A 12,197-nucleotide genomic window follows, 5' to 3' on the forward strand; every position below is an offset into this window, starting at 1 on the left:
GCCCGAAAACGACTAGATGGGCTGGAACAACCCGCCCGTCCCCTGGCAGGACCTCGCCCGCGCGCTGAGCGGTGACAGCGAAGTGCCGCCCGGCGACCACGGCGACAGCCCGGCGTGGGGCCGCAAACGCGACGTCTACCGCCGCCCCGCCGACGTGCTGCCGCCGCGCAGCGAGGTCGAGTCGGGGCCGCGCGTGCCGTACGCCGAGCTGCACTGCCACTCCAACTTCAGCTTCCTCGACGGCGCCAGCCACCCCGAGGAGCTCGTGGAGGAAGCCGCGCGGCTCGGCCTCGACGCCATCGCGCTCACCGACCACGACGGCATGTACGGCGTCGTCCGCTTCGCCGAAGCCGCGAAGGAGCTGGGCGTCGCCACGGTCTTCGGCACCGAGCTGAGCTTCGGCCTCTCCGCGCCGCAGAACGGCGTCGCCGACCCCGAAGGCGAGCACCTGCTCCTGCTCGCGCGCGGCGACGACGGCTATCGAAGCCTGTGCCGCGCCATCACCGCGGGCCAGCTGCGCGGCTACGACAGCACCGACACCTCAGACCAAGAGCACGCCGAAAAAGGCCGCCCCATCTACGACCTGCGGGCCGTCGCCGAGGAAGTCACCGGCCAGTGCGCCGTCCTCACCGGTTGTCGCAAAGGCTCCGTCCGGCAGGCGCTGCTGAGCGAAGGACCGGCCGCCGCGGCCACGCAGCTGCGAAAACTCGTGGAGCTCTTCGGTCGCGACAACGTCTACGTCGAGCTCTTCGACCACGGCCAGCCCCTCGACAGCACCCACAACGACCTCCTCGCCGAGCTGGCGAACGACTTCGGCCTGCCCGCCGTCGCCACCACCGCCGCGCACTACGCCCGCCCCGAACGCGGCCGGCTCGCCGACGCCGTCGCCGCGATCCGCGCGCGCCGCAGCATCGACGACCTCGAAGGCTGGCTGCCCAGCGACGGCGCCGCCTTCCTGCGCTCCGGCACCGAAATGGCCGAGCGCTTCCGGCGATACCCCGGCGCCGTCCAACGCTCGGCGCTGCTGGGCGTCGAATGCTCGTTCAAGCTGGAGCTCCTCGCGCCCGAGCTGCCACCGTTCGACGTGCCCGAGGGCCACACCGAGACGACGTACCTGCGCGAGCTCACGATGAAGGGTGCCGAAGAGCGTTACCTCGGCAAGGAGGACGAAGCCGCCGGGTACGCCCAGATCGAGCACGAGCTGAAGATCATCGAAGACCTCGGCTTCCCCGGTTACTTCCTGATCGTCTGGGACATCGTGCGCTTCTGCCACGACAACACCATCCTCTGCCAAGGTCGCGGTTCGGCCGCCAACTCCGCCGTCTGCTACGCACTGGGCATCACCAAGGTCGACCCGGTGAAGTACAAGCTGCTCTTCGAACGCTTCCTCGCCCCCGACCGCGACGGTTACCCCGACATCGACCTCGACATCGAGTCCGACCGCCGTGAAGAGGCCATCCAGTACGTCTTCGCCAAACACGGCCGCCTCAACACCGCGCAGGTCGCCAACGTGATCACCTACCGCGCCCGCTCCGCGATCCGCGACGCCGCCCGCGCGCTCGGCTACTCACCCGGCCAGCAGGACGCGTGGAGCAAGCAGATCGACCGCTGGGGAGCGTTGCGCAGCACCGAAAAGGACCACGACCACGACATCCCCGACGACGTCGTGCAGCTCGCGTTCGCGCTGGAAGACTTTCCGCGCCACCTCGGGATCCACTCCGGCGGCATGGTGATCTGCCAGGAGCCGGTGAGCCAGGTCGTGCCCGTGGAGTGGGCGCGGATGGAGAACCGCAGCGTGGTGCAGTGGGAGAAGGAAGACTGCGCGGCGGCCGGGCTGGTGAAGTTCGACCTGCTGGGCCTGGGCATGTTGTCGGCGCTGCACTACATGCTCGACCTCGTCCAGGACTACAAGGCCGAGAAGATCGACCTGGCCGACCTCGACCTCAAAGACGCCAACATCTACAAAATGCTGTGCCGCGCCGACGCGATCGGCGTGTTCCAGGTGGAGAGCCGCGCGCAGCTGGCCACGCTGCCGCGGCTGCGGCCGGAGGAGTTCTACGACCTGGCCGTGGAGGTCGCGCTCATCCGGCCCGGGCCGATCCAGGGCGGCTCGGTGCACCCGTACATCCGGCGCAAGCAGGGGCGCGAGGAGTGGGATTACGACCACCCGCTGCTCGCGAACGCGTTGCACAAGACCAAGGGCGTGCCGCTGTTCCAGGAACAGCTGATGCAGATCGCGCTCGACGTCGCGAACTTCACCGCCGCGGAGGCCGACCAGCTGCGCCACGCGATGGGGTCGAAGCGGTCCGAGCGGAAGATGGAGCTGCTGCGCCGGCGGTTCCTCGACGGCGCCACCGCCAACGGCCTGGAACCGGAGCTCGCGGAGAAGATCTTCCTGAAGCTCAAGGCGTTCGCGAACTTCGGCTTCCCGGAGAGCCACGCGCTGAGCTTCGCGTACCTGGTGTTCGCGAGCGCGTACTTCAAGTACTACCACCCGGACGCGTTCTGCGCGGGGCTGCTGCGCGCGCAGCCGATGGGGTTCTACTCGCCGCAGTCGCTGGTGGCCGACGCGCGGCGCCACGGCGTCACGGTGCTCGGCCCCGACATCAACCGCAGCCTGCCGCACGCGACGCTGGAACCGTTGCCAGACGAGGGAAAGCTCCACGCGGTGCGCGGCGGACTCGGCACCGTGCGGCTGATCGGTGACGAGCTGGCGGAGAAGATCGTCGCCGAACGGTCTCGCGGGGAGTTCGCGAGCATGTCCGACCTCGCCCGCCGCGTGCGGCTCACCGCGCCGCAGCTGGAGGCCCTCGCCACGGCCGGCGCGTTCAGCTGCTTCGGCGGCGACCGCCGGCAGGCGCTGTGGTCCGCGGGAGCCGTCGCGCAGGACCGTCCGGAGAAGCTGCCGGGCACGGCTCCCGGCGTCGACGCGCCGACGCTGCCCGGCATGGACGAGCTCGACCTCGCCGCCGCCGACGTGTGGGCCACGGGCCTCTCGCCGGACAGCTACCCGACGGAGTTCGTGCGCGACCACCTCGACACCCTCGGCGTCGTCCCGGCGTCGCGCCTGCTCGACCAGCCCGACGGTGCCCGCGTCCTCGTCGGCGGTGCCGTCACGCACCGCCAACGCCCCGCCACCGCCGGCGGCGTCACGTTCATCAACCTCGAGGACGAGACGGGCATGGTCAACGTCGTCTGCACCCTCGGCCTCTGGCAACGCTTCCACCGCGTCGCGCGCACCAGCACCGCCCTGCTGGTCCGCGGCGTCGTCGAGAAGGCGGACGGCGTGGCGAGCGTGCGGGCTCAGAAGCTGGAGCCCCTGCCCCTGCGGATCACGGCGAAGTCGCGCGACTTCCGGTGAGCAGGGCGCTGAGCCAGGCCCGCGGAAGCCGTGTGACATCCTGTCGAGGTGATCGAGACCGGTGAGGACTACCGCGACGCCGTGCTTTCCGGGCAGTGGTGGGAAAAGCGTCAGTTCACGGGCTGCGACTTCACCGAGGCCGACCTGCGTGACCTGCGCACGCGCGGCTGCACGTTCGACAACTGCGACTTCACCAAGGCCGACCTCGCCGGCTCACGCCACGATGCCTCGGCCTTCCGCAGCTGCACGTTCGACCGCGCAGTGCTCGCCGACAGCCGGTGGGCTTCGTGCTCGCTGCTCGGATCGTCCTTTGTGGACTGCCGGTTCCTCGGCATCGCGCTCACGGAGTGCGACCTGTCGCTGGCCTCGCTCGCCCGCGGCCGCCTGCGCAAGCTGCACCTGTCCGGCCTGCGCATGCGCGAGGTCAACCTCACCGAGGCCGACCTCACCGACACCGACCTGCGCGACTCCGACCTCACCGGCGCCCGCCTCCTCGGCGCCAAGCTCCCCGGCGCCGACCTGCGCGGCACCCGCCTCGACGCCAACGCCCTCGTGCAGGCCGACCTGCGCGGCGCCTACGTCGACGTCGAGACTGCCATCGGGTTCGCCGCCGCCCACGGCCTCATCGTCAAGTGAAACCGGGCACCGCCCGCCGAGACGTGATGGGCCGATGCCCCCGGACGACGTGATCAGCGCCTACCAGGCGTTCTTCGCCGGCGAGCGGCGTCCCGGGGTGGACCCCGAAGTACTTCCCGGTCGGCGTCAAGCGCCGCTACGCCCGCGGCACGTGAAAGGGGCGGGACCCGAAGGCCCCGCCCCTTTTCGCAAGCAACTCAGTCCACAAGCGACTCAGTCGATCGGCGGTTCGCCCGGCTCGAGTTCGAGCAGGTCGCCCTCGGCGAGAAGTTCCTCGATCGACGCGGGCAGCAGGTAGGCCGAACCGCCGCCGGGCTGGTTGAACCACGGGATCGCGACGCCGGCGAGCGTCTCGAGCGGACGCTGCACGCGGTACACGTGGTAGGGCCGGTTCACCCACTCCGGCACCAGCGAACGCTCCTCGAACGGCGTGCCCGCGGCGTAGGTCAGGTTGCCGTTCGGGCCGCCGAAGCGGTCGAGCTCGCTGCCCGCGGGCAGCTCCCGCATTTCCTTGCCGCGGAACAACGTCAGCGGCGGCTCGCCCGAGAGCGGACCGATCGGCCACTGGTTGTTGCCGCCACCACCGGCGGCGGCGCGCGACGACCCGTTGGCCCGTGCCGGCTCCTCCCGGCGCGGCGGTGCGACGGGCGCACCAGGCCCACCCGGCCCGCCGGGACCGGCCGGGCCACCGAGCCCGGGACCGCCAGGGCCACCAGGACCGCCGGGTCCACCAGGACCAGCAGGCCCACCAGGACCAGCGGGCCCACCGGGTCCACCCGGTCCGCCGACGTGAGCACCCGGCGGCACACCGGGCCCGGTCGGCAGACCCAGCCCGCCACCCACCGGGGGCGCGGGCGGCATCGGGGGCTCCCGGCGCTGCTGCATCGGCTGGACCGGCGGGGTCACCTGCGTCGGCGGCTGAACCGGCGGGGGCGGCGGGGCCTGCCGCTGCGGCGGCTCCTCGGCCTCCGGCTCGTCACCCAGCAGCTCCTCGGCCGGCGTGAACGCCGTCTGCTCCTGCGGCGGCACGGCCTCGCGCGGACGCACCGGGAACGACCCCGTCGCGACCTCCGGCGAAAGCGTCGCCACCACCGGCGGCTTCGGGGCCTCGGCGACGGGCTCCGGCGGCGGCGGGGGCGGCTGCTCCTCGGCGGGCTCGTGGCCGTCGGGGTGCAGCAGGACCTTGCCGAGCATGAACGCGGCGGCGTCGTCGGAGTCGCCGAACACGGCGGGGTTGATCAGCTCGCCGTCGTACCAGCCGACGCGCCAGCCCTCGTCCACCTGCTCCACGGTCCAGCCGCGCTCGGTCGGCGTACCCAGCTGGTAGGCGGCGTCCGGCACGTCGAGCTCGTCGAGGCGCGTCTGCAGCTTCGCCAGCGCGGGTTCGGCCGGCAGCTCGCGACGCGGCCGCCTCGGCGGCTGCTGCGGCTGCCGCTGCGGGGCCTGCGGTTCGGCGGCCGGCTCCGGCCGGGCGCCGGCGCGCGGGGACACGGGCAGCTCGGGCACGGGCAGGACACCCGGTACACCCTCGTCGGGCGTGATCATCGCCGTCGGCGGGCCCGAGTCGAAGTCCGGCTCCCGGCCGGCGGCGGCGCCACCGTCGTGGGGCTGGTCGCCGTACTGGCCTTCGCCGTACGGCTGCTCGCCGTAGTGCTCGTCGTCCTCGTACTGCTCGTCCTGGTACTGGCCGGACTGGTCGTACTGGCCGTCTTCGAAGTGCGGGCCGTTCTCGAACGTCTGCGTGTTCTCGAGCGGCTGGCCACCCTCGAACGACTGGGCGTCCTCGTACTGCTCGGCGTTCTCGTACTGTTCAGCGCTTTCGTACTGCTCGGAGCCGCGGTCAGCCGGGGCGTACAGCGCGGTGTGCTGCTCGGCCGGCTCTTCGTGGCGGGAAGGTTCGTGCCGCGAAGGTTCGTCGGTGTGGGTGAACAGCACCGGCTCTTCCTCGAGCGGCTGCTCGGTTCCCGCGGCGTCGACGGGCGCGTACAGCGCGGTCTGCTCGGCGTCCTCCTCCGGCGGGGCAGAGTGCGGATCGACCGGCGCGTACAGGGCCGTCCGCTGCTCCTCGCGCTGCGGGGGGGGCGGCGTTGGGGTCGACGGGCGCGTACATCGCCGTGCGCTGCTGTTCCTCGTGCGCGGGCGGTGGCGAGTTCGGGTCCACCGGCGCGTACATCGCGGTCCGCTCGGCCACCGGCGTCGGGTTGTCGCCCCCGGCCCCGGCCCCGTTCGGCGGTGTGCCCGCGTTCGACCCGGCACCGTTGGACGCCTGGTCGTGGGCGGGTTCGAAGTCCGGGTGCTGCTGGTCCTCGAAGTGGTCTTCACCGGCGAAGCGGTCGCCGAACTCGTCGTAGTGCTCGTCCTGGTACTGCTCGTTCTCGAAGCCCGGACCGTCGTCGTGCTGCGGGCCGGACCCGTCGAAGACCTGCTCGAACGGCGGTTCGGCCGGCGCCTCCGGCTCGGCGGGCGGCGTGTGCACGGCCAGCGGCACGTCGACCGGCGCCGGCGGGGCGGCTTCGGGCGCCGGGGCCGGCGGCGCCTGGGCCACCGGGGGAGCGGGCGGCATGGGCGGCTGTGGCGGCTGCTGCTGTTGCGGCGGCGGACCCGGCCGCTGCTGCTGGCTGCCCCGCGTGAGGTATGCGGCGGCACCCTGCAGCGCGCCTTCGTCGACCTGCGGCAGCTGGAAGCCGTTGGACCGGATGTGCTCCACCAGGTCGGGCTCGGGCGAGACGCCGTACTGGCGCAGGTAGAAGTTCACGGCCGCGGGCCAGATCCACTGCCCGTCGCTGTGGAAGGCCACGGGCACGGTCGCCTCGGGCGTCTGCGCGAGTCGGTCGATGTCGTAGCCGCGATCCTGCACCACCACGGGCGCGTGGTCGAGGTAGTCGAGCAGGCGGTCCTGCTCGGAGACGTCGAGGTCGGGCCGGTTGATGACCGGGCGCCCGGCGGGGCCGATCGTGTCGAAGATCCGCGCGATGCGGAAGTGCGGGCCGGGCTGCTCGGGGCCGAGGCCGGACAGGCGCCGGATCAGCCACTCCGGCACGTTCTCCTCCGTACGGGGGAACATGCGCAGCTCGTCCTGGTACGCCTGGGGCGGCGGCGCGAGGTGCCAGGTGGGCTCCTCGCGGTTGTACTCGAGGTTGTAGCTGGACGGGTGGTCGAGCTGGTAGCGCGCGTTGAACCACGTGCCGCGGCCGTCGCGGTACATACCCGCGCGCAGCCGGCCGAAGAGCGTCGCGATGTCGTGGGTGGCGACCCACTCCTGCCCGGTGCCGTCTTCGGTGCGGATCTCGCCCGTCAGCTCGTGGTACCTGCCGACGGCCCGGTACTCGACCGTGACCTTTCGCCAGTCGCGCGGTGCTGCGCGCAGCAGGGCGAGCCCGATCTGCTTGACCAGTGTGTCCTGCTCGGTCGCGTTCAGCTGCGTCGTCGGTTGTGCCACGGGAACATTTTGACTGTTCGCGCGCGCGAACGCACCCCGCATAGGTCTTTTGCCACTCAGGGACGGTCTGACCTCGGTCGACGCACGATGCTCAAGATCACACACCCGTGCGGGCTGGGACTGGGCTCCGGCGTTGGGGTGACCACGAGTCTACGTCCGGTGGCGCTGCGCGTCCGCTCGCGACGCGCAGCGCCGATCGGGTGGTGCGGTGACCACGCTGCGTGTGCGCCCCGGGCGAGGTCCGGGCGCGGGCGGTGCTTTGCGAGAATGGTCACCGTGACGGCGAAGATTCTGGACGGCAAGGCCACCAAGGACGCCATTTTCGCGGAGCTGCGCCCGCGGGTGGCCGCCCTCGCTGAGCGGGGCGTCGTCCCCGGGCTGGGCACGGTGCTGGTCGGCGACGACCCGGGCTCGCACTCGTACGTGAAGATGAAGCACGCGGACAGCGCGAAGATCGGCATCAACTCGATCCGCCGCGACCTGCCCGCCGACATCTCGCAGGAGAAGCTCGAGGCCGTCATCGACGACCTCAACGCCGACCCGACCTGCCACGGCTACATCGTGCAGCTGCCCCTGCCCAAGCACCTCGACGCCAACCGCGTCCTCGAGCGCATCGACCCCGACAAGGACGCCGACGGCCTCGCGCCCACGAGCCTCGGCCGCCTCGTCCTCGGCCAGCGCGGTCCGCTGCCGTGCACGCCGTACGGGATCGTCGAGCTGCTCCGCCGCCACGGCGTCGAGCTCAACGGCGCGCGCGTGACGGTGGTCGGCCGCGGCATCACCGTCGGCCGCACCATGGGCCTGCTGCTCACGCGCCGCAGCGAGAACTCCACCGTGACGCTCTGCCACACCGGCACCCGCGACCTCGCCGCCGAGGTCCGCCGCGCCGACATCGTCATCGCCGCCGCCGGTGTCCCCGGCATCATCAAGCCCGACATGGTGGCCCCCGGCGCGGCCGTGCTGGACGTCGGCGTCTCCCACGTCGACGGCAAGCTCACCGGCGACGTGGACCCGGGCGTGGCCGAGGTCGCGGGCTGGCTGTCCCCGAACCCGGGCGGCGTCGGCCCGATGACCCGCGCGATGCTCGTGTCGAACGTCGTCGAAGCCGCCGAGCGCGCGGTCGCGAGCCGGTGACCATGACCGCCGACCGGCCCCGCACGAAACGGTCGTGGACCGTCCACGTGCCATTCGGGCTGGTCATGCTGCTGCTGCTCGCCGCGGCGCTGCGGATCCTGCAATACCACTGGCGCGAGGGCGCGGTGCTGGTCGGCGCGGCGCTGCTCGTGGGCGGGCTGCTGCGGCTGCTGCTGCCGGAGGACCGCGTCGGCTTGCTGGCGATCCGCGGCAAGGTCGTGGACATCGTCACCTACGCGGCGCTGTGCGCTGCCGTGTTGTACATCGCCTTCACGATCACCGGCGGTCCGTTCGACTCCACGTCCTGACGTTCCGTACGACAGCGGCCCCGCACCGGGTAGGTGCGGGGCCGCTGTTCATTTCTGCTCTGGTCCGGGTCACGAAGCCAGAGCGAGCTCCCGTTGCTCGGCCGCGCGGGCGTCGCGCCGGTCGAGCGAGCCGGAGACGGCGGCGATCGACAGCCCGAGCACGGCCAGCGTCGCGCCGACCCAGTTGGGCGCCACGAGGCCCAGACCACCGGCGATCACGAGACCGCCGAGGTACGCGCCGATCGAGTTCGCGATGTTGAACGCCGACTGCACGGCCGCCGACACCAGCGACGGAGTGCCGCCGGCCTTCTGCATGATCCGCGTCTGCATCATCGGGCCGATCATGAAGCCCGCGACCCCGACGAAGAAGATCGTGATGGCCGCGCCGACCTTCGACTGGGCCGTGAGCGTGAAGATCCCCAGCACCACGGCCAGCGACAGCATCGCCGCGTACAGCGAAGGCATCAGCGCGCGGTCCGCGAGCCGGCCGCCGAGGTAGTTGCCGACGGTCATGCCGACCCCGGCCAGCGACAGCAGCAGCGTCACGTCCGCGGGCGAGTAGCCGGCGACGTCGGTGAGCATCGGCGCGATGTAGGACATGCACGCGAACACCCCGCCGAGCCCGAACGTCACGATCGCCAGCGCCAGCCACACCTGCGGCCGGCGGAACGCGTCCAGCTCACCGCGTAGCGAAGCTTCGGCCGGCCGCCCCTGGTGCGGCACCAGCTTGGCGATCGCGGCTGCGGCGAACAGGCCGATCACCGCGACCACCCCGAACGTCGTCCGCCAGCCCACCTGCTGGCCCAGCAACGTCCCGAGCGGCACGCCGACGACGTTCGCCAGCGTCAGCCCCATGAACATCATCGACACGGCCTTCGCGCGGTCACCCGGCTTCACCAGGCTCGAGGCGACCACCGCGCCGGCGCCGAAGAACGCGCCGTGCGGCAGGCCGGCGAGGAAGCGGAACGCGATGCCGAAACCCTGGTTCGGCGACAGCGCGAACAGGGCGTTGCCCAGCGTGAACAGGCCCATCATCGCGAGCAGCATGGTCTTGCGCGGCAGCCGCACGGCCACCGCGGTCAGCAGCGGGGCGCCGATCACGACGCCGAGCGCGTAGGCGGAGATGAAGTAGCCGGCGGTGGGGATGTCGATGTGGAAGTCCGCGGCGGCCTGGGGCAGCACACCCATCATCACGAACTCGGTGGTCCCGATGCCGAAGGCACCGATGGCGAGCGCGAGCAACGCGACGGGCACGGCTCTCCTTCCTTGAGAAATCGATTACTCAGCCCGGGGAGGCCCCGTTCTGAAGCGCTTTAGACGAAGGGCAAAAAACAAGACAGCCGTGTGCGGCCCCGACGCCGTCGTGCTGTCTGCAACCCAGTTCAACCGATGGGGTGGGGGTTTGTCATCCCGGTATCCGGGTGAGGCTCTTCACGTAGCGCGACCGTCAGCGGCGCGCGGCGAGCACTCCGTCGAGAAGGCCCGGGGCCAGCTCGTCAAGATCGTTGCGGCGCAAGGAGTTGAACCGCGTCGTGCCTTCCTGCCGGCCGGCGATCACGCCCGCGGCGCGCAGGATGCCGAGGTGGTGCGTGAGTGTGGACTTGGTCACCGGCACCTCGAGCCCGCCGCACGACACCTCGGCCTCGGTCCGGGCCAGCTGGCGCACGATCGCCAGGCGCACCGGGTCGGCGAGGGCGCGCAGCACGGCCTCGACGGTCATCTCGTCGCGCTCGGGGTGGACGAGCGGAGTCAGGTGCGCGGTGGCGGGCATGCGTCCATAGTACGACGTTCCTCGAAATTGTCAGGCCCGCGGTGTACGGTCGTCATCGAACTACGACGTTCGTCGAACCAATCCCGTTCACCTCTTGGGGGCACCACCATGTCCAGCGTCTCCACCACCGGGAGCTCGCGGAACGCCGTGCTGGCGTTCGGGGCCTTCGGGGTCGGCACCAGCGGCTACATCGTCGCCGGGCTGCTGCCGTCGCTCGTCTCGGAGCTGCACGTGTCGGCCACCGCTGCCGCGCAGCTCGTCACGTCGTTCGCCATCGCGTACGCGATCGGCTCGCCGCTGTTCGCCGCCGTCACCGGGCGCTGGGAGCGCCGGACGCTCCTGGTGGCCGCGCTCGTCGTCACCGGTCTCGGCAACCTGTTCGCCGCCGTCGCGCCGGGGTACACGACGCTGCTTCTCGCGCGGGTTGTCACGGCCGTCGGCGCCGCCGTCTTCACCCCGGCTGCCAGTGCCGTGGCCGCGGAGCTGACCACGCCGGAGCGCCGCGGCCGCGCGGTCGCGATGGTGTTCGGCGGGCTCACGGTCGCGTTGATCTTCGGGGTGCCGCTGGGCAGCCTGGTCTCCCAGCAGTGGGACTACCAGGCCGCGTTCCTGCTCGTCGGTGTGCTGTCGCTGGCCGGCGCGGTCGCGGTGCGAGTCGTGCTGCCGCGGGTCGCACCGCCGCCCGCGGTGCGGCTGGCCGAGCGTTTCGCGGTGGCGCGCGACAAGCGCGTGGTCGCGCTGCTCGTCACGACGGTGCTCGCGTGCCTCGGCGCGTTCATGGTCTACACGCTCTCGTCGCCGCTGCTCGCCGCGACGGCCGGCGTCACCGGTGGCACCGTCACGGTGCTGTTGTTCTGCTACGGCATCGGCGGCGCCCTGGGCAACTACCTCGGCGGCCGCGCAGCCGACCGGTGGGGCGCACGCGTGCCGGTGCTCCTGGTGCTGGGCGCGATGACCGTCGTGCTGGCGCTGCTGCCGTTCACGTCGGTGACCGTGGCCGGCGCGGGCGTGACGTTCTTCGTGTGGGGCACGATCACGTGGGCGATCAACCCGCCGATGCAGCACCGGCTCATCGAGCTGTCACCCGGGCACGCCGGTCTGGCCCTCTCGCTCAACGCGTCGGCGATCTACCTCGGCGTCGGGCTCTCCGGCATCGTCGGCGGCGCGGTGCTGACGTCGGCCGGGCCGACGGTGCTGCCGGAGATCGCCGCGGTGCTCAGCGCCGTCGCGATCGCGGTGATGGTGTTCTTCTGGGAGACCCGCCGCACTCGTCGCGTGGCGGCCCGGGAAGAAGTGGCCGTCGGCTAGTCGGTGACAACCTCGCAGTCGGGCCCGGGGTACAGCAGTGCTTCGTGCCCGTCGGCGAACCGCACGACGTACGGCGGTGAGCCGTCCGGGCCGCGCACCTCGAGGATCTCGGCGCGCTGCTCGGCGGCCCCCACCGTGCGGCCGTGGACCTGGATCTCGTCTCCTACCGTCGCGTGCATGGGGTTTCACCTCCGCCATTCAGGGTAGGAGCGCCTCGCGGCCGCGTACAGGGCAGTTGTG

The 12,197-nt window shown here is 71.8% G+C and carries 8 protein-coding genes and 1 pseudogene; 5 read left to right on the forward strand and 4 right to left on the reverse strand.

Annotated features, from left to right (window positions below):
• Positions 1-16: 16 nt before the first annotated feature.
• Both ACQPXB_RS04650 and ACQPXB_RS04655 read left to right on the forward strand, forming a co-directional pair.
• Positions 17-3,361, forward strand: a complete 3,345-nt coding sequence (locus ACQPXB_RS04650; protein WP_432849662.1) for an error-prone DNA polymerase — start codon at positions 17-19, stop codon at positions 3,359-3,361.
• Positions 3,362-3,409: 48 nt separating this feature from the next.
• Positions 3,410-3,997, forward strand: a complete 588-nt coding sequence (locus ACQPXB_RS04655) for a pentapeptide repeat-containing protein (protein WP_366575628.1) — start codon at positions 3,410-3,412, stop codon at positions 3,995-3,997.
• A gap of 213 nt (positions 3,998-4,210) precedes the next feature.
• Here ACQPXB_RS04655 and ACQPXB_RS04660 read toward each other — a convergent pair.
• Positions 4,211-7,478: pseudogene (locus ACQPXB_RS04660) on the reverse strand (glycohydrolase toxin TNT-related protein); the annotation flags it as partial.
• Positions 7,479-7,712: 234 nt separating this feature from the next.
• Here ACQPXB_RS04660 and ACQPXB_RS04665 point away from each other — a divergent pair.
• Together ACQPXB_RS04665 and ACQPXB_RS04670 are read left to right on the forward strand one after the other, a co-directional pair.
• Positions 7,713-8,570 (forward strand): bifunctional methylenetetrahydrofolate dehydrogenase/methenyltetrahydrofolate cyclohydrolase, encoded by an 858-nt coding sequence (locus ACQPXB_RS04665; RefSeq protein ID WP_386946476.1) that lies wholly within the window; start codon positions 7,713-7,715, stop codon positions 8,568-8,570.
• 2 nt (positions 8,571-8,572) lie between these two features.
• The gene (locus ACQPXB_RS04670) at positions 8,573-8,878 is read left to right on the forward strand and encodes a DUF3017 domain-containing protein (RefSeq protein ID WP_366575623.1); all 306 of its coding nucleotides are present in this window, start codon (positions 8,573-8,575) and stop codon (positions 8,876-8,878) included.
• A gap of 69 nt (positions 8,879-8,947) precedes the next feature.
• On the opposite strand, the gene ACQPXB_RS04675 is transcribed toward ACQPXB_RS04670, so the two are convergent.
• Both ACQPXB_RS04675 and ACQPXB_RS04680 read right to left on the reverse strand, forming a co-directional pair.
• Positions 8,948-10,132, reverse strand: a complete 1,185-nt coding sequence (locus ACQPXB_RS04675) for an MFS transporter (protein WP_432849666.1) — start codon at positions 10,130-10,132, stop codon at positions 8,948-8,950.
• 193 nt (positions 10,133-10,325) lie between these two features.
• Positions 10,326-10,649, reverse strand: coding sequence for an ArsR/SmtB family transcription factor (locus ACQPXB_RS04680; protein ID WP_366575619.1), 324 nt, complete (start codon positions 10,647-10,649; stop codon positions 10,326-10,328).
• 108 nt (positions 10,650-10,757) lie between these two features.
• Here ACQPXB_RS04680 and ACQPXB_RS04685 point away from each other — a divergent pair, with 108 nt between their 5' ends.
• The gene (locus ACQPXB_RS04685) at positions 10,758-11,957 is read left to right on the forward strand and encodes an MFS transporter (protein WP_432849669.1); all 1,200 of its coding nucleotides are present in this window, start codon (positions 10,758-10,760) and stop codon (positions 11,955-11,957) included.
• On the opposite strand, the gene ACQPXB_RS04690 is transcribed toward ACQPXB_RS04685, so the two are convergent.
• Entirely contained in the window at positions 11,954-12,136 is a 183-nt protein-coding gene (locus ACQPXB_RS04690; protein ID WP_432849671.1) for a DUF1918 domain-containing protein, read from the reverse strand. The genes ACQPXB_RS04685 and ACQPXB_RS04690 overlap by 4 nt on opposite strands.
• Between the last annotated feature and the right edge of the window lie 61 nt (positions 12,137-12,197).

This window comes from Amycolatopsis sp. CA-161197, assembly GCF_050942255.1.
GTDB lineage: Bacteria > Actinomycetota > Actinomycetes > Mycobacteriales > Pseudonocardiaceae > Amycolatopsis.